General features: G+C 72.5%; 15 protein-coding genes. 4 read left to right on the top strand and 11 right to left on the bottom strand.

The window, feature by feature from the left end; genetic code table 11:
* Positions 1 to 47: 47 nt before the first annotated feature.
* The gene (gene thpD / locus ABZ234_RS02940; protein WP_344181032.1) at positions 48 to 956 is read right to left on the bottom strand and encodes an ectoine hydroxylase; all 909 of its coding nucleotides are present in this window, start codon (positions 954 to 956) and stop codon (positions 48 to 50) included.
* Between the two features lie 604 nt (positions 957 to 1,560).
* A complete protein-coding gene (locus ABZ234_RS02935; protein WP_267947173.1) occupies positions 1,561 to 2,088 on the bottom strand; it encodes a SigE family RNA polymerase sigma factor in 528 nt (175 codons plus the stop codon).
* 483 nt (positions 2,089 to 2,571) lie between these two features.
* Between ABZ234_RS02935 and ABZ234_RS02930 the strand changes: the two genes are divergently transcribed.
* Positions 2,572 to 3,543 carry a hypothetical protein gene (locus ABZ234_RS02930; protein WP_267947172.1) on the top strand — a complete coding sequence of 324 codons (972 nt, stop codon included), beginning with the start codon at positions 2,572 to 2,574 and terminating at the stop codon, positions 3,541 to 3,543.
* 2 nt (positions 3,544 to 3,545) lie between these two features.
* Complete coding sequence (locus ABZ234_RS02925) at positions 3,546 to 4,538, top strand: MauE/DoxX family redox-associated membrane protein (protein WP_267950570.1); 993 nt, start codon at positions 3,546 to 3,548, stop codon at positions 4,536 to 4,538.
* Between the two features lie 146 nt (positions 4,539 to 4,684).
* Here the strand turns inward: ABZ234_RS02925 and ABZ234_RS02920 are convergent, their stop codons facing one another.
* Positions 4,685 to 5,350, bottom strand: coding sequence for a hypothetical protein (locus ABZ234_RS02920; protein WP_267947171.1), 666 nt, complete (start codon positions 5,348 to 5,350; stop codon positions 4,685 to 4,687).
* 210 nt (positions 5,351 to 5,560) lie between these two features.
* Between ABZ234_RS02920 and hisC the strand changes: the two genes are divergently transcribed.
* Positions 5,561 to 6,643 carry a histidinol-phosphate transaminase gene (gene hisC / locus ABZ234_RS02915; RefSeq protein ID WP_355010750.1) on the top strand — a complete coding sequence of 361 codons (1,083 nt, stop codon included), beginning with the start codon at positions 5,561 to 5,563 and terminating at the stop codon, positions 6,641 to 6,643.
* A gap of 709 nt (positions 6,644 to 7,352) precedes the next feature.
* On the opposite strand, the gene ABZ234_RS02910 is transcribed toward hisC, so the two are convergent.
* The 6 genes from ABZ234_RS02910 to ABZ234_RS02885 all read right to left on the bottom strand — a co-directional run bounded on the left by ABZ234_RS02910 (position 7,353) and on the right by ABZ234_RS02885 (position 14,676).
* The gene (locus ABZ234_RS02910) at positions 7,353 to 8,603 is read right to left on the bottom strand and encodes a transcriptional regulator (protein ID WP_267950569.1); all 1,251 of its coding nucleotides are present in this window, start codon (positions 8,601 to 8,603) and stop codon (positions 7,353 to 7,355) included.
* Between the two features lie 266 nt (positions 8,604 to 8,869).
* Positions 8,870 to 10,165 carry a UDP-N-acetylglucosamine 1-carboxyvinyltransferase gene (gene murA, locus ABZ234_RS02905; RefSeq protein WP_267950568.1) on the bottom strand — a complete coding sequence of 432 codons (1,296 nt, stop codon included), beginning with the start codon at positions 10,163 to 10,165 and terminating at the stop codon, positions 8,870 to 8,872.
* Between the two features lie 359 nt (positions 10,166 to 10,524).
* Positions 10,525 to 11,445, bottom strand: a complete 921-nt coding sequence (locus ABZ234_RS02900) for a phosphoribosylaminoimidazolesuccinocarboxamide synthase (RefSeq protein ID WP_355010749.1) — start codon at positions 11,443 to 11,445, stop codon at positions 10,525 to 10,527.
* A gap of 19 nt (positions 11,446 to 11,464) precedes the next feature.
* Positions 11,465 to 12,715, bottom strand: coding sequence for a phosphoribosylamine--glycine ligase (purD, locus tag ABZ234_RS02895; protein WP_344181039.1), 1,251 nt, complete (start codon positions 12,713 to 12,715; stop codon positions 11,465 to 11,467).
* A 40-nt stretch (positions 12,716 to 12,755) separates the two neighbouring features.
* Entirely contained in the window at positions 12,756 to 14,039 is a 1,284-nt protein-coding gene (locus ABZ234_RS02890; protein WP_267947167.1) for an adenylosuccinate synthase, read from the bottom strand.
* A 301-nt stretch (positions 14,040 to 14,340) separates the two neighbouring features.
* Positions 14,341 to 14,676, bottom strand: a complete 336-nt coding sequence (locus ABZ234_RS02885) for a hypothetical protein (RefSeq protein ID WP_355010748.1) — start codon at positions 14,674 to 14,676, stop codon at positions 14,341 to 14,343.
* Between ABZ234_RS02885 and ABZ234_RS02880 the strand changes: the two genes are divergently transcribed.
* Positions 14,653 to 14,790 (top strand): hypothetical protein, encoded by a 138-nt coding sequence (locus ABZ234_RS02880; protein ID WP_355010747.1) that lies wholly within the window; start codon positions 14,653 to 14,655, stop codon positions 14,788 to 14,790. The genes ABZ234_RS02885 and ABZ234_RS02880 overlap by 24 nt on opposite strands.
* Before the next feature lie 108 nt (positions 14,791 to 14,898).
* On the opposite strand, the gene ABZ234_RS02875 is transcribed toward ABZ234_RS02880, so the two are convergent.
* Together ABZ234_RS02875 and fbaA are read right to left on the bottom strand one after the other, a co-directional pair.
* Positions 14,899 to 15,315, bottom strand: coding sequence for a DUF3151 domain-containing protein (locus ABZ234_RS02875; RefSeq protein ID WP_267947164.1), 417 nt, complete (start codon positions 15,313 to 15,315; stop codon positions 14,899 to 14,901).
* Between the two features lie 282 nt (positions 15,316 to 15,597).
* On the bottom strand, positions 15,598 to 16,620 hold the full coding sequence (gene fbaA, locus ABZ234_RS02870; protein WP_267947163.1) for a class II fructose-bisphosphate aldolase: 1,023 nt from the start codon (positions 16,618 to 16,620) through the stop codon (positions 15,598 to 15,600).
* Positions 16,621 to 16,640: the final 20 nt, after the last annotated feature.

Genomic DNA, 16,640 nt, shown 5'->3' with positions numbered 1-16,640 from the left:
GGCGGGGGGGTCGCGCGCGGGTTCCACCGCGGGCGCGACGTCCCCGGTCAGGCCCTCAGCGGCGTGAAGTCGCGCGAGGCGACGAACCCGGGCCGGCGCTCCCGCGCGGCGAACGGCTCGACCAGAGCGTTCTCCACACTGTTGAACACCACGAAGATGTTCGAGCGCGGGTACGGGGTGATGTTGTTCCCTGATCCGTGCATGCTGTTGCAGTCGAACCACAGCGCCGACCCGCTCGGGCCGGTGAACTGCTCGATCCCGTGGCGCCGGGCCAGCTCGGCGATGTCCTCCTCCTGCGGGACACCGACCTTCTGGGCCTTCAGCGAGGACCTGTAGTTGTCGTCCGGCGTGCGGCCCAGGCACGGGACGAACGTCCGGTGGGCGCCCGGCATGAGCATCAGCCCGCCGTTGAACGGGTGGTTGTCGGTCAACCCGATGGACATGCTGACGGCCGCCATGTCGGCCATGCCGTCCTCGGCGTGCCAGGTCTCGAAGTCCGAGTGCCAGTAGAAGCCGGTGCCCCGGAAGCCGGGCATGAAGTTGACCCGGCTCTGGTGCACGTAGACCTCGGAGCCGAGGATCTGGCGCGCCCTGTCGAGGATCCGGGGTTCCCGGATCAGACGGGCGATGCGATCGCTCAACAAGTGGGCGTCGAACACCGAGCGGACCTCCTCGGAGGCGGGCTCGATGATCGTGCGCTCGTCGGAGCGGATCGCCGGGTCGTCGGTCATCGCCTTGAGCTCGTCCATGCAGGCGCCGACCTCCTGGTCGGACAGCAGGTCCCGCTGGATGTGGAATCCGTTGCGGGCGTGTTCGGCGAGCTCTTCGGCGGAGGCCGGCCCCTCCTGTGCGCTGCCTCGGACGGTCGGTTCGTCGCTGGTGATCCACTTCCGGTCGGAACCGGACTCGACGCGTGTCGGATATCGATCTTGGATGTGGACGTCTACCAGGGTCATGGGACGCCTCTCCTTTCTCGGTGCCCGTCGTTTTCCTCGTCGGCGGACGGTTGCGGTCCGGGGCGCCTCGCGCCCGGCCACGGCCCCCGGGCCCGGCGGAACCGGATTCCGCCGCGGTCGGCCGGAGGCGCGCTCGGCGCGGTGTCGCGGGGCCGTCCGGGACTCCTGCGCGGTGCGGTTCCTCGTGGGGCGCCGACGCCGGCCTGGGCCGTCGACACCGTCGACCCCCTTCGGAGCCGGCGGTGGACGGTCCGTGGCCGTCGGCGCCCCGCAACGGGAACCGGGCCGCGCGGGCGCCCTCCGCCGGTCCGCAGTTCCACCCGCCGGATCAGGCCATGCCCGCCGGGAACGCCGATAATCATGCCGGAGGGTGTCGGTGGTTTCTCCCAGGGTGACCGGAAGATCCGATCACGGTGTCATGCCGCCTCTGCCGTATCGGCCCTGTTCGCGGGTGCCGTCCGGCACTGCCTGCGAATTCCTTCCCGGTGCCCGTCCGGACAGGCGCGCGGGGCCCGGCGCGCCCCTCGGGGCTGTGCCGATCCGTGTCCGGGGAGGGGGCGGGGCCGTGGGAAGGCCTGCCCGCCGTGCCGCCGGTGTCGGCGGGTCAGTTGACGGCGCGCTCGATGACGAGGTCGGCGTCGCGTCGCAGCTTGTCCACGGCCCGGGACAGGGTGCTCTTCACGGTGCCGAGCGTGACGCCCATCCGGGCGGCGATCTGCGCCTCGGTGAGGTCGTCGTAGTAGCGGAGGACGACCGTGGTGCGCTGGCGGTCGGGGAGGCGTTCGATGGCCCGCCCGACCACGTCGGCGAGGTCGCTGCGCCAGGTGGGGTCGTCCACGCGCTGCTCGGGGATGTCGTCGGTGGGGTAGACGTCCAGCCGTTTGCGGCGCCACTCGGAGATCTGCGTGTTGACCATCGCCCGGCGCACGTACCCGTCGCGGGCCTTCGGGTCGGCGATCCGCTCCCAGGAGAGGAAGGTCTTCACGAGGGCGGCCTGGAGCAGGTCCTCGGCGTCGGCGAGGTTGTTCGTGAGGGAGCGGGCCATCCGCAGCAGGGCGGGGCCGCGCTCGGCCACGTAGCGGCTGAACTCGTCGTACCTGGGGGTCCGGGTAGTTCCTGTCACGCCGACCACCGACTCTCACAGGTGCTGCGTGCTGCTTTGTCATGCTTTCTTCCCCTCACTGTCACACAGCGAACGCAAATCTCCGGGCACCTGTGCCCCATGTGCCGGCCAACGGCACGCCATGGAGGGCCGGTCCCGTCGGGCGGCGGCCCCGGGCCGGACCCCCGACACGCCGGGGCGCGGGGCCGGGGAAGGGCGGGACGGTGCGCAGACTCTTGGTCATTTTTGTGGATCTATCGGTGTGTATCGGGTCTATCTGCGACTTTGCAGCCACAAGCTGTACTCAAGCGGCTGCATGCGGTCATCATGGTGGATGGTCCGCATGGGGCACTGCCCCGGACGTACCGGCTTCCGGAAGGTCGCCGCGAGCAAGGTCCGGGACATGCGGACCACCCGAACAGGTGCGTGTCGGCGTGTGGCCGGTGGCCGGTGGTTCCGACCGGGACAATGGGCAGAGAGTGACGAGTCGGGTGACAAGGGGGCGCAGACGACATGTCAGTGATGACGGACAGCGGAAGGGACCGCAGAAGGTTCACCGCGGCGGTGCTCGGCCCCGAGACCGCGCTCGAACCCACACCGGTGGGCGACCGCGTCGTGCGCGGCGTGGTCGTCGGCGCCACCACGCACATGCTCTGCCTGGCCACACCCCGGGGCGAGGAGCGGTTCCTGTACGACCGCGCCACCGTGTTCTGGCGCGGGGGAGAGGTCCGGCCCGACGACCTGAGGGACGGCGACGACGCCGTGGTGCTCTGCTCACAGGACGGCCGCCTCGTCGCCGAACGCGTGTGGGCCCAGGCCGCCCGGGCGACCGGCGTCATCGTCGGCCGCGAGGGCGAGACCCTGGAGATCGACCCCGGCCACGGCCGTCCCCGCACGACCGTGGTCCTTCCCTACCGCACCTCGGGCCGCATCGCCGTCCGCCACCCGCGCCTGGAACCCGGCTACGTCTTCGACGCCGTCGGGGTCTGGCGCGAGGGGGCCGTGTGGGCCGCCCGACCGGCCACGACGCAGCCGCCCTACCCGCTCAGCGCCACACCGCCGAGGCCGCCCACACCCCGCCACTCCACCACGCTCAGCGGCATCGCCACCTGGTACGACCCCGCCTGGGGGCGCTCGTCCCACCTGGACCCGCGCGCCCGCGTCGACGGCGTCGCCTATCCGGCCCTCGACCCCGTCGGCCACGACGCGGACTGCGACCGGCGCACCTCCTGCGTGCCGCTTCCGCTGCTGTCCGCCGGTGCGACGCCGAACCTGCGCAACGACTGCACGAGGGACACGGCCGTGCTCCCCGTCGTGGACTGCGCCGCCGCCGACAGCTGGCTGTGCGACCTGTGCCCCGCCTGCGGGGGGCAGGGGGCGGGGCGGATCGCCTCCCTCACCATGACCGCGTTCGTCGCGCTCGGGGGGCTTCTGGAGGACGGCTGCTTCAACGCGACCATGACGGTCCACAACGGGGAGGGATGACCATGCTGCCGGAGATCGTGGAGGCGTTCCGCGAGGTCCAGCTGCCGCTGCTGGCGGTGCTGCTCCTGCTCGGCGCCGCGAGCAAGACCACCGGGCAGGCCGCCGGCTCGGGACTGGCCGTCCTGGTGCCCGAGCGCCTGCGACGCCCGGCCACCGTCGGGACCGGGCTCCTGGAGGTCGCGCTCGCCGTCGGGCTGCTGGCCCTCACCGGCCTCCCGGGCGACGCCGTGCGCCTGCTCACCGCCGTCGTGTTCGCCGCGTCGGTGGTGGTCCTGGTCCTGGCGCGCAGGCGCGACCCGGAGGCGGGCTGCGGCTGCTTCGGCGGGCTGAGCCGCGCGCCCATCGGTTGGCGCACGCTCACCCGGGCCGGGCTCCTGTCCGCCGCCGCCCTGGCCACGCCGGGCCTGGAGCCCGCCGGGTGGCAGGTGGCCCTCGCCCCCACCGCGCTGCACGGCTGGGTCCTGGGCGCGGAACTGCTGCTCCTCGCGGCTCTCAGCCCCGAGCTGCGCGAGGTGGCGGCCCGGACCCTCCACCGGGAGCCGTGCGAGCTGCGCGAGGTCCCGATGCGCCGTACGGTGCGCAGACTGCGCCGCAGCGACGTGTGGCGCACCAACGAGAACGTGATGATCAAGGCCGAGCCCGACGACGTGTGGAGGCACGGCTGCTGGCGGTTCCTGCGCTACGACGGGATGCGCCACGGGCGGCGTGTGGACGTCGTGTACGCGGTCAGGATCGGCGGGCGCCGCCGTACCGGCGTGCGCGCGGTGCTCGTCGACCGGGGGAGCGGTGCGGTGGTCGCCTCCTTCGGCGCCGTGACCGGCCTCGAACTGGTCGGGCCGCCGCGCAGGCTTCCCCGGCCGCGCCAGGCGGCCAGGCGGGACGCCGAGCGGCACGACGCGGCCCGGGCCGCGGAGACGCTCCGGGCGGCGCGTGAGCACCCGGCCAGGATGATGCCCGACCACTCGCGCGACGCCGACACCGGCCAGCCGGTGTGACGGGTTCCCGCACGGGACCGGCCCCCGCCGGACCGGTTCCGTGCGGCCCCGCGGGGAACCGGGTGTCCGGGCGCCGGCGCGCCGCCCGCCGGGGCCGGGCCGGACAACGGGATCCCGGGCGGGCCGCCGCGGTGCGGCCGGGGCCCTCAGCCCAGCATCCGGTCCTGGCGTTCCACGGCGGCCTCGCTGAACTCGACGAGCATCTCCTCGTAGTCCTCCAGCGCGCCCTGGCCGAGGATCGACGTGGTGCCCACCAGGCCGCCGTTGCGGTACATGATGCTGAACATGCGGCTGTCCTCCTCCGCGGAGCTCACCTCGATGGCGTAGGCGCGGGACTCGTCGCCGATCTCCGGGACCTCCTCCAGGTCGCTCACCCCGTAGTCGGACGTGGTCCCGTCCTCGTAGGTGGCGGTGTACGCGGCGCAGCTCTCCGGCGGCCTCGCGGCGAGCGCCTCGGCGGCGGTGCCCTCGTCCAGCTGGACCAGCATGTGCGACACCGCGCCCTCGGACCACTCGTAGGCGGCCACGGAGGCGGGCGCCCCCTGCACCCCGTCCAGGTCCCCCCAGCGGTTCGAGGCGTCCAGGCACTCGGGCTTGTCCAGCTCGGTGGTGGCCCGGACCTCGGCGCTGTACCGCACTGTGACAAGCTCGGAGTAGGTGCCGCTCTCACTGCCCTCGGGCACGAGGGTGGCGTCGCGGACGTGCAGCGGGTGCGCGTCGTACAGGGCGGCGGCGGCCTCGGCGTTGGGATCGTCTCCCCCCTCGGCCCCGCCGCCGCACGCACTGAGCATGACCACCACGGGTAGGACCATGGGAAGAGCCAATGGCCGGACGTGTGCCCGCCCTCCCCGCGGGCGGGGGTTCTGACCAGCCGGAATCCGAGCTGAGCCGGCGGGACAGGGACGCAAACGCATGGTGCTATCTCCTCGTTTGTGCGATATTTCCGCTGGGTGCGGTGATCGGCCCGGGCGCGAGATCGCTGAGCGTGTCGCGGGGTTAGCACAAAGTATTGAGGAAGGACAATGGTGTCGGAGTCGAAATCGCCATATCTGCGGTCGGTGCTGGAGAGCATCCCCCCGTACAAGCCGGGCAGGAAGGTCGTCGGCCCCGAAGGCCGGTCCGTCAAGCTCTCCTCCAACGAGAGCCCCTACGGCCCCCTCCCCTCGGTGCGTGAGGCCGTCGCGCGGGCGGCCGCCGAGCTGAACCGCTACCCCGACCCGGGCGCCGAGGAGCTCACCTCCCGTCTCGCGCGGCGCCTGAACGTCCCCGAGGAGCACCTCGCCCTCGGCGCGGGCTCCGTCGGCATGCTCCAGCAGCTCCTGGAGGCGGTCGGCGAGCCCGGGGCCGAGGTCGTCTACGCCTGGCGGTCCTTCGAGGCCTACCCGCTGCTCGCCGGGCTCGCCGGGGTCACCCCCGTGCAGGTTCCGCTGAAGGACGAGGCGCACGACCTCGACGCCATGGCGGACGCGGTCACCCCGGCCACCCGCATGGTGATCGTCTGCAACCCCAACAACCCGACCGGCACCACGGTCCGCGAGGACGAGCTGACCGCCTTCCTGGACCGGATCCCGGACAGCGTGCTGGTGATCCTGGACGAGGCGTACCTGGAGTACGTGCGCGACCCCCGCGTGCCCGACGGCGTCGACCTCTACCGGGACCGGCCCAACGTCGCCGTGCTGCGCACGTTCTCCAAGGCCTACGGCCTGGCCGCGGTGCGCCTGGGCTACCTGGTCGGCCACCCGCCGGTGGTCGACGCGGTCCGCAAGACCCTCGTCCCGTTCGCCGTGAACCACATCGCCCAGGCCGCGGGGATCGCCTCCCTCGACGCCGAGGACGAGCTCATGGAGCGGGTGGCGGCCACCGTCGCGGAGCGCGACCGCGTCCGCGACGCGCTCGTCGCCTCCGGGTGGACCGTGCCGCCGACCGAGGCCAACTTCGTGTGGCTGCGGCTGGACGGGGACACGCTCGACTTCGCCGCCGCGTGCGCGGAGGCGGGCGTCTCGGTGCGCCCGTTCGCGGGCGAGGGCGCCCGCGTGAGCCTCGGCACCCCTGAGGAGAACGACGCGTTCCTGGCCGTGGCCACCTCCTACGCCGAGCGCCGCTAGGGAACGCGCGGGGGTGCCCGGGCGGCGGTGCCCGTCCGGCCGGTCGGGGTGTCCGGCGCACCGGCCGCACGGGCGCCCGGCTGGCCGGTGCGCGGCCCCCGGGAGCGGGGGCCGCCTCGTCGTCCATGCGCGGGAGTCTGGCAGCGGGGAGCGGGGTTGTCACCGGATTATCCACAGGCTGTGGACGGGGGTGGCGGGGGCGGGCCGGAGAGGGATAGCGTCGATTCGGGGGACCCGCGGTTCCCCGTGGCCGCTGTGCGGCGCCCCCGTGTTCCACGCTCCCACCGGGCCGTTCCGCGGGCAACGCCCCTCCACGGCCTGTGGAGAACCCGGCCGGGCCGCTTCCGGCGGATCCCGTACGCGGTCCGCCACGTCTCCGGAAAACCTGGTCGGCCCGCTGTCTGTCACCGCGAACCTGGCCGCCCGGTCGCCCCAGAGGCCTTCACAGGCCCCGACCGGCTCGCCCCGGGGCTTGTTCCCCACAGGCCCCCGCGGACACCCCACAGAGTGGTCCCGGACTGCTCCGCAGCCCCTCGCGGCTGGGGCCGGACCCTCACACGGTCGCCCCCGCAGTACCGGGCCCTCGCCCGGTCGCCCGTCCCCGCCCCCCGAGTGGTCGCCCCCGCAGCACCTCGGCAGCACGCGGCGGGGGCGGTCCCGTTGGGAACCGCCCCCGCCCGCGTACGTGTGGCGCCTGTCCGCCCACCGCCTACTTGCCCGCCGCGTCCTTGTCCAGCTTCTCCACGATCAGCCTGTAGAGCTGGCGCGGGCGGCCGGGCTGGAGGGTGCGGTTGGGGGGCAGCGGCCATGCCAGCCCCTCCTCGACGAGGGTGCGCAGCAGCCGGCGCGCGGTCCGGGAGGTGACGCCGAGCATGCGCCCGGCGTTCTCCGCGTCGACGACCAGCGGGCCGTCCTCCTCGGCGATCTTCTCCGAGAGCCGAATCAACGTCTCGCGGCCCTTGGTGCGCAGCGGTTCGGAGGACTGCCGTGCGGGCGCGCGCTGGGCGGGGACCAGGGAACGACCCTCGCGGTCCACCGCGAAGCTCTGACGGGACGCCTGGGCGCGGTTCAGGGCGGCCCGGGCGTGCGCCTCGGCGTCCTGGGTGGTGCGCCCCATGCCGATCCCGACCTCGATCGCGATCCCCAGCTCCGCCTTGATGCGCTCCACGAACGGCGGCTGCCGGAACCCCTCGGTCGCGGTCACGAGCGATCCCCGCGTGGCGGTCACCATGAACGAATGGTCGTCCAGGCGGTGGGCCGTGGCGTTGATCCGGTGGGCCTCCTGGAGGAGGAGCCGGTGCAGCGACAGCCGCAGCTCCTCGCGCCAGTACCGGGGGGTCGACCGCCGGGACGAGTCCCGCAGCGTGGGCACGTCCACCACCACGACGCCCAGCTGGGCCTCCTCCAGCCGGTGGTGCGCCCCCAGCAGACCCGCGGTCTGGAGGGCGCTGCGCACGCCGGCGTTGGTGGGCCGCAACCGGATCACGGGGACGCCGATGGCCTCCAGCCGCTCGGCGACGCCGCGCACGCAGGTGATCGCCATGCGGGTGGCCTTGCGCCGCCACAGCCCCTCGTGGAAGGACGTGAGCTGCGCGGTGTTCGTGAGCTCCTCGTGCACGTGGATGCCGTCCACGGGCAGGTCGACCTCGGAGTAGGCCTCGACCACGTCGGCGCGGCTGAGCACGTCGAGGCTGGCTCTGGTCGGGTCGTACCGGTCGTCCAGGGTCGCCCGGAGCAGGGCCTCGTGCAGGCTGGCCCCGCCGAGCGGCACGAAGGTGGCGGGCATCGTGAGAACCCCGGCCTTGCGCGCGAACTCGTACGGGACAGGGCTGGCGAACAGGTAGGCGTCGATCGCCGAACCCAGCCTGACGACCTTGTCCGTCGCCTCTTGCTCATCTCGGTACGCGGCTGCGATGAGTCTGGCGTTGAGGGGCCCGGTGGACCCCGGGCCCATGAGCATGACCCGTTCGACCACCTCATGGGGCCCTATGACGCCGATCGTCAAATCGCCAGTACGCTGGGCACTCACCTCGGGTTGCTCCCCGCTACCATTCCACGCTCTTCACTATGTGCGCCCACTGGTTTCCCGACCCGATCTCTGTCACGGCATGATTGCCGAGATCGTACCCATTGTGCGGGGCCAAAGAAGATCGTTTTCGATATCAACGCCGAAAGCCCGGGTGGGAGGCAAGCCCCCACCCCGGCTTGAACTGCGCTTTCGGCTCCCTACGAGACGACGACGCGCTCCACGTCCGCGCCGAGAGCAGCGAGCCTCGCCGCGAACTGGGAGTGACCGCGGTCAACCAGGTATCCGGGCGCCACGATTGTCTCACCTTCCGCGACCAGTCCGGCGAGGACCAGGGCCGCACCGGTGCGCAGGTCGTGGGCGATGACCTCGGCCCCGCGCAGGTTGGTCGGCCCGTGCACGATGGCGCGGGTGCCCTCGACCTCGATCTTCGCGCCCATCTTGTTGAGCTCGTCGGCCAGGGCGAACCGGCCGTCGTAGATGGCCTCGTGGATGTAGCTCTCGCCCTCGGCCAGGGTGGCCAGGGCCATCAGCGGCGACTGGAGGTCGGTCGCGAAGCCCGGGAACGGCGAGGTGACGGCGTTGATCGGGCGCAGCGGCACGGAGGGGTCCCTCTGCACGTGCAGGACCGCGCCCTCCTGGGAGAAGCCCACGCCCATCTGCTCGAGCTTCCAGCGGGCCACGCCCAGGTGGTCCAGGTGGGCGCCCACCAGGCTGACCTCGCCACCGGTGGCGGCGACGGTCATCGCGAACACGCCGGCGTCGATGCGGTCCGACATGATCGTGTGCTCGACAGCCGTGAGCTCCTCGACGCCCTCGACCGTGATGAGCCCGGTGCCGCCACCGCTGATCCTGGCGCCCATGGCGCTCAGGAAGTTGATGACGTCGATGACCTCGGGCTCGAGGGCCGCGTGCTCGATCACCGTGGTGCCCGGCGCCAGGACGGCGGCCATGAGCAGGTTCTCGGTACCGGTGTGGGACGGCGTGTCCAGGTAGAGGCGGCCACCGCGGAGGTTGCTGGCCTCCACGTTGATGTGGTTGCGCTCGAGGTCCTCGGTGACCTCCGCGCCCAGGCGCGCGAAGCCCCGGTAGTGGAAGTCGAGGTTGCGGCTGCCCAGGTTGCAACCGCCGACGCCCTCGATGCGGGCGCGGCCGGTGCGGTGCATCAGCGCGGGAACGAAGAGCACGGAGCCGCGGAAGCGGGCCGCGATCTCGGCGGGCAGGACGGCGCGCTCGGGGTCGTTGAGACGGGACGCGTCGATGACGACGGTGCGCTCGGCCTCGTGGAACTCGACCTTGGCGCCCACGTGTTCGGCGAGCTCAAGCGCGCGGTAGACGTCCTCGATGACGGGCACGTTCCGCAGCACGGTACGGCCCTTGGCCGCGAGTAGAGCGGCCCCGATCATCGGCAGGACGGCGTTCTTCGCGCCTTGGATGAACGCCGTTCCACTGAGGGGGCGTCCGCCGCGGACGCGGTAACGAACCTCCTGGCCCATGCTCATGTGCTCCTTTGTGAGGCAGATGTGAAAAAAGGTCACCCTCGTCGGGTTTCGCCTGTATGCGTTTTAGACGCGGGTTTCCCCTGGAACGTTGCGACCATCTTGCGCGTGACCTGCGCGGCCGGTGAAGCCGGTGCTCGCGACGACTCTATAGCACCCACCCGCGTGTACCGGCACAGAACGTGGTATACCCGCCGGACGTGGATGGGGACCGGTCAAACAGCCAAAGAGGTATTCGGCCCAAGGGAAAGACCAGGGATGCCGCGCGCGTGGCAGGACGCCGGCGGGACGCCGCGCACAACGTGACCACCATACGTGGTCCCCGACGCGAAACGACTGCCCCGTGCGCCGAATCACTACCGGTTCCCGGCGTGGAGACCGGGCTTCCGGCCGGTCAGGCGCTCATGGATCTCCGTGTAGCGGTCCAGCGTGCGTTCCACCACGTGCTCCGGAAGCGCGGGCGGCGGGGTCTCCGAGGCCCGGTCCCAGCCCGACTCGGGCGAGGCCAGCCAGTCCCGCAGGACCTGCTTGTCGAAGGAGGTCTGCGGGCGTCCGGGGGCCCACTCGTCCGCCGGCCAGTACCGGGAGGAGTCGGGGGTGAACACCTCGTCGGCCAGCACCAGGGCGCCGTCGGCGTCCCGGCCGAACTCGAACTTGGTGTCGGCGAGGATGACGCCGCGCTCCCGCGCCAGCTCCCGGCCGCGCCGGTACACGCGCAGGGTGAGGTCGCGCAGCTCGGCGGCGAGGGCGGCTCCGTGCCGGTCGGCCACGACCTCGAACGACACGTTCTCGTCGTGGTCGCCGACCTCGGCCTTGGTGGCCGGGGTGAAGACCGGCTCGGGAAGCTCGGAGCCGTCGACGAGGCCGTCGGGGAGGGCGACGCCGCACACCGTGCCGTCGACCCGGTACTCGGCGAGGCCGGAACCGGTCAGGTAGCCGCGCGCCACGCACTCCACCGGCACCATGTCCAACCGACGGCACACCAGTGTCCTCCCGTCCCAGTCGGCGGGCGCTCCCGCCGGTGGGACGTCGGACAGGACGTGGTTGGGCACCAGGTCCCCCAGCTGGTCGAACCACCACAGGGACAGCTGGGTGAGCAGGCGCCCCTTGCCCGGGATCTCGGTGGGCAGCACCCAGTCGTACGCCGACACGCGGTCGCTGGCCACCATCACCAGGCTGCCGTCCGCCGCCGCGTACAGGTCGCGCACCTTGCCGGTGTGCAGGTGGGTGAGCCCCTCGACCCGGACGGGCTCGGGGGTGACGACGAAGCCGCTCATGTGGGTTCTCCGGTCCTTGCTACAGCTCGGCGGCGGCGCGCTCGGCGATGTCGGTGCGGTGGAACGAGCCGCGGAGCTCGATCCGCGACGCGGCCTCGTACGCCCGCTCGCGCGCCTGGCGGAGGTCGGCGCCGGTGCCGACCACGTTGAGGACACGGCCCCCGCTCGCCTTGACGCCGTCGGTGCCCTCCCACGCGGTGCCGGCGTGCAGCACGTACGCGCCCTCCAGCGCGTTGGCCGCGTCCAGGCCGCCGATCAGGTCGCCCTTGACCGGGTCGCCCGGGTAGTTCTCCGCGGCGACCACGACGGTGACCGCCGCGCCCGGCTTCCACTGGAGGGAGCCGATGCCGCCCAGCCCGGCCGTGTCGGTGGCCTGGAGGACCGCGCCGATCGGGGTGGCGAGCCGGTCCAGGACCACCTGCGTCTCCGGGTCGCCGAACCGCGCGTTGAACTCGACCACGCGCGGGCCGCCCGACGTGAGCGCCAGACCCACGTAGAGGAGGCCCTGGTAGCGCGTGCCGCGCCGGTTCATCTCCGCGAGGGTCGGCCGCACGACCGACTCCATCACCTCGTCCACGAGGCCCTGCGGCGCCCACGGCAGCGGGGCGTAGGCGCCCATGCCGCCGGTGTTGGGGCCCCGGTCGCCGTCGTAGGCGCGCTTGAAGTCCTGCGCGGGCAGCAGCGGCAGCGCGTGCACACCGTCGCTCAGCACGAAGAGGGACACCTCGGGGCCGTCGAGGAACTCCTCGATGACCACGCGGCCGCACTCCCGGGCGTGCCGCTCGGCGAGGGCGCGGTCGTCCGTCACCACGACGCCCTTGCCCGCGGCGAGGCCGTCGTCCTTGACCACGTACGGGGCGCCGAACTCGTCGAGGGCGTCGGAGACCTGGCCCGCGGACCGGCACACGCGCGCCTTGGCGGTGGGCACCCCCGCCGCCTCCATGACCTCCTTGGCGAACGCCTTGGAGCCTTCCAGCTTCGCGGCCGCCCGGTCGGGCCCGAACACGGGGATGCCGCGGTCGCGCAGGGCGTCGGCCACACCGGCGACCAGCGGGGCCTCCGGGCCGATGACGACCAGCTCGGCGCGGATGCGCGCGGCCAGCTCCGTCACGGCGAGACCGTCGGTCACGTTGATGACGTGGTTCTCGGCCAGCTCGGAGATGCCCGGGTTGCCGGGCGCACTGTGGATGCCGGTGACACCCGGGTCCAGGGAGAGGGCGCGGACGAGGGCGTGCTCGCGGCCTCCGCCGCCGAGAACGAGGGCTTTCACTGCAGGGGGCCTCTTCGTGTTGAAGGCGGACGGGCGGGGGTCAGACCAGGGAGCGCAGCTGGAGGGTCTCGTCGCGTCCGGGACCGACGCCGATGGCGGAGACGGGTGCTCCGGCCATCTCCTCCAGGGTACGCACGTAGACCTGTGCGTTCTTGGGGAGTTCGTCGAACTCGCGGACTCCGGTGATGTCCTCGGACCAGCCGTCGAGGTACTCGTAGACCGGCACCGCGTGGTGGAAGTCGGTCTGGGTCATCGGGATCTCGTCGTGGCGGACCCCGTCGACCTCGTAGGCGACGCACACGGGGATGCGCTCCAGACCGGTGAGCACGTCGAGCTTGGTGAGGAAGAAGTCGGTGATGCCGTTGATGCGGGTGGCGTAGCGCGCGATGGGGGCGTCGAACCAGCCGCAGCGGCGGTTGCGCCCGGTGGTCACGCCGTACTCGCCGCCCTGGGTCCGCAGCCACTCGCCCTGCTCGTCGAGCAGCTCCGTGGGGAAGGGGCCCGAGCCGACACGGGTCGTGTAGGCCTTGAGGATGCCCACGACCTTGGTGATGCGGGTGGGGCCGATGCCCGAACCGGCGGCCGCGCCGCCCGAGGTGGGGGAGGAGGAGGTCACGAAGGGGTAGGTGCCGTGGTCGATGTCCAGCAGCGTGCCCTGGGAGCCCTCCAGGTAGACGGTCTTGCCCTCGTCGAGCGCCTTGTTGAGGATCAGCGAGGTGTCGGCGACGTACGGGCGCAGCCGCTCGGCGTAGCCGAGGTACTCCTCGATGATCGGCTCGGCCTCCAGGCCGCGCCGGTTGTACACCTTGGTGAGCAGCTGGTTCTTGTCGTGCAGGGCCAGCTCGATCTTCTTGCGCAGGATCGAGGGGTCGAACATGTCCTGGACGCGCACGCCCTGGCGGGAGACCTTGTCGGCGTAGGTCGGGCCGATGCCGCGACCGGTGGTGCCGATCTTGCCCTTGCCGAGGAAGCGCTCGCTGACCTTGTCGAGGGCCCGGTGGTAGGGCATGATCAGGTGCGCGTTGGCGGAGATGAGCAGGCGGGACGTGTCCACGCCGCGCTCGTCGAGGCCGCGGAGCTCCTCCAGGAGGACGCCCGGGTCGATGACGACGCCGTTGGCGATGACCGGCACCACGTTGGGGGAGAGGATCCCGGACGGGAGCAGGTGGAGGGCGTACTTCTTGTCGCCGATGACCACCGTGTGGCCGGCGTTGTTGCCGCCCTGGTACCGCACCACGTAGTCCACGCGGTCGCCGACGAGGTCGGTCGCCTTGCCCTTGCCCTCGTCGCCCCACTGGGCACCCACGAGCGTGATCGCCGGCATCTGGATCTCTACCTTTTCGCTCGACACCTGACCGGGGTTCCCACCCCGAACATGGATGAACCCCTGGCGCAAGGCAGCGACAGGGGCCGTTGCGTATTGAGCGTACACGACCTGCGCATCCGGGTTAAGTGGGGCGCCGGGGCGTCTGTGCCACACCGGCCCGGGGCGCTCGGGGAGAGGGCGGGAGCCGTCCGGGACCCGGTCCCGGGCTCGCGCGTGGAGGGCGGCAGGTCCGGCCCGCGTCGGGGAGCGGGCCGGACCCCTGTGCGGGACCCGGGGCAGGCCGGGGCCCGCGGGGCCCTCAGCCGGAGGCGGGCACCGAGAGGACCCGCGGCAGGCTGGTGAAGCTCTCCGACCCCTGTCCGCCGGCCGGCCCCCGGCGGGAGATCTCCAGGAGCGCCGACGGCAGGGTGGCGTCCACCCCCGACTCCTTCGAGGTGGCCACGACGTGCTCGACGCCTGCCGCCGCCATGGAGAGCCGATCGGCGTCGCCGGTGTGCCGGTCCTCGTCGATCCGGGGGGAGCAGAAGCGGAACACGGCCTCCGGGGAGGCCGTGGTCGCGACGGATCGGGGCAGGAACTCCTCGGCGGTGATCCCGACTGGCGCCGGCTGGTGTTCGAGAGGCTGCGGGACCACGGCATCGCCGGGGACGACGCAGCGGATCTGGCGTACACCGTGATCAGCGCCGTGGAGGGCGCCGAGATGGCGGCGCAGGTGGCGCGGGACGAGGCTCCGCCGCGGATCGCCTGAGCCCGTCTGGCCCGGCTGATCGGCCTCTACGCGTCCGGCCCGCGGGCCTGAGCGGGGTGTGGCCGACGGCCCCGGGGCCCGCGCGCGGAACCCGGGACCGTCGGGGCGTCAGCCGTTGAGGACCTTGTCGGCCTCGGCGCTGGAGTCGCGCAGGAAGTCGGCGCAGCGCTCCGCCTCCTCGGCGTCCCCGATCTGCTCGGAGGCCTTGCCCAGGGCGTGCAGGGCGCGCAGGAAGCCCTGGTTGGGCTCGTGCTCCCACGGGACGGGGCCGTGGCCCTTCCAGCCCGAGCGGCGCAGCTGGTCCAGCCCCCGGTGGTAGCCGGTGCGGGCGTACGCGTAGGCGGCCACGGGCTGCCCGTCGGCCAGGGCCAGCTCGGCCAGGCGCGCCCACGCGGCCGAGTACTCGGGGAAGCGTCCGGCGACCGGCGTGGGGTCGTCGGCTCCGGCCAGGGCCTCACGGGCCTCGGGGTTGTCGGCCAGACGGGTCTCGGGCGGCTCGTTGAGCAGGTTCCGGTGCAGGTTCATGACCCCATCCTGCCACCGGGTCCGCACCCCTCACGGTGCCTCCCGCGACATCGCGCGTCCGTCCCCCGGCCCCCGCCCTTCGGGGGCGCCCCGGCCGCCGGGGCGCCCGGGGCCGTCCGCGGGCTGGACCCCCCGGGGCGGCGGGACCGGAGCCGCAGGGGTCCGGGCGGACCGCGGACGCCGTACCGCCGGATCCGGGGGAGGGGCGCGGCGCCCGGCGGTCGTGCGGCCGCCGGGAACCGCGCGCGGGCGCGCCCGCCGCAGCGGCGGGCGCCGGGTCCCCTACTTCATCTTGTTGCCGGCGGACTTCAGCTGCCGCGCGGCCTCGGCGACGCGGTCGGCCATGCCGGCCTCGCCCGCCTTGCCGTAGGAGCGCGGGTCGTAGGCCTTCTTGTTGCCGATCTCGCCGTCGATCTTCAGCACGCCGTCGTAGTTCTTGAGGATGTGGTCGACCACCGGACGCGTGTACGCGTACTGGGTGTCGGTGTCGATGTTCATCTTGACGACGCCGTAGCCGATGGCCTCGTGGATCTCCTCGATGGTGGAGCCCGAGCCGCCGTGGAAGACGAAGTCGAAGGCCTTGTCCTTGCCGTGCTTCTCGGCGACGGCCTCCTGCGCCTTCTTGAGCACCTCCGGGCGCAGCTTGACGAAGCCGGGCTTGTAGGAGCCGTGCACGTTGCCGAAGGTCAGGGCGGTCAGGTAGTAGCCCTTCTCGCCCAGGCCCAGCACCTCGGCGGTGCGCAGGGCGTCGGCCGGCGTGGTGTAGAGCTTCTCGTTGATCTCGCCGACGATGCCGTCCTCCTCGCCGCCGACGACGCCGACCTCGATCTCCAGGATCGTGCGGGCCGCCTCGGACGACGCCAGCAGCTCCTCGGCGATCCGGAGGTTCTCCTCCAGTTCGACGGCCGACCCGTCCCACATGTGGGACTGGAACAGCGGCTCCTGGCCCTTGGCGACGCGCTCCTTGGAGATCTCCAGGAGCGGGCGGACGAAGCCGTCGAGCTTGTTCTCGGGGCAGTGGTCGGTGTGCAGGGCGACGTTCACCGGGTACTTGTCGGCCACGACGCGGGCGAACTCGGCGAAGGCGACCGAACCGGTGACCATGTCCTTGATCGAGGCGCCGGAGAGGAACTCCGCTCCGCCCGTGGAAATCTGGACGATGCCGTCGCTCTCCGCCTCGGCGAAGCCGCGCAGGGCGGCGTGCAGCGTCTGGCTGGAGGTCACGTTGATCGCCGGGTAGGCGAAGCCCTGGGACTTCGCGCGGCTCAGCATCTCGGTGTAGACCTCGGGACTGGCGATGGGCATGGCTTGACTCTCCCTGGATT

The organism is Nocardiopsis sp. NPDC006198, assembly GCF_040613895.1.
In the GTDB taxonomy this organism is placed as follows: domain Bacteria; phylum Actinomycetota; class Actinomycetes; order Streptosporangiales; family Streptosporangiaceae; genus Nocardiopsis; species Nocardiopsis tropica.
This window is presented reverse-complemented; position numbering and strand designations above follow the sequence as displayed.

What these genes read in the sequence shown, in the direction of transcription:
- thpD (WP_344181032.1), bottom strand. Translation starts at nt 956, where the DNA reads ATGACCCTGGTAGACGTCCACATCCAAGATCGATATCCGACACGCGTC.
- ABZ234_RS02930 (WP_267947172.1), top strand. Translation starts at nt 2,572, where the DNA reads ATGTCAGTGATGACGGACAGCGGAAGGGACCGCAGAAGGTTCACCGCG.
- ABZ234_RS02925 (WP_267950570.1), top strand. Translation starts at nt 3,546, where the DNA reads ATGCTGCCGGAGATCGTGGAGGCGTTCCGCGAGGTCCAGCTGCCGCTG.
- ABZ234_RS02920 (WP_267947171.1), bottom strand. Translation starts at nt 5,350, where the DNA reads ATGGTCCTACCCGTGGTGGTCATGCTCAGTGCGTGCGGCGGCGGGGCC.
- hisC (WP_355010750.1), top strand. Translation starts at nt 5,561, where the DNA reads ATGGTGTCGGAGTCGAAATCGCCATATCTGCGGTCGGTGCTGGAGAGC.
- ABZ234_RS02910 (WP_267950569.1), bottom strand. Translation starts at nt 8,603, where the DNA reads ATGCTCATGGGCCCGGGGTCCACCGGGCCCCTCAACGCCAGACTCATC.
- murA (WP_267950568.1), bottom strand. Translation starts at nt 10,165, where the DNA reads ATGGGCCAGGAGGTTCGTTACCGCGTCCGCGGCGGACGCCCCCTCAGT.
- ABZ234_RS02900 (WP_355010749.1), bottom strand. Translation starts at nt 11,445, where the DNA reads ATGAGCGGCTTCGTCGTCACCCCCGAGCCCGTCCGGGTCGAGGGGCTC.
- ABZ234_RS02890 (WP_267947167.1), bottom strand. Translation starts at nt 14,039, where the DNA reads ATGCCGGCGATCACGCTCGTGGGTGCCCAGTGGGGCGACGAGGGCAAG.
- ABZ234_RS02875 (WP_267947164.1), bottom strand. Translation starts at nt 15,315, where the DNA reads ATGAACCTGCACCGGAACCTGCTCAACGAGCCGCCCGAGACCCGTCTG.
- fbaA (WP_267947163.1), bottom strand. Translation starts at nt 16,620, where the DNA reads ATGCCCATCGCCAGTCCCGAGGTCTACACCGAGATGCTGAGCCGCGCG.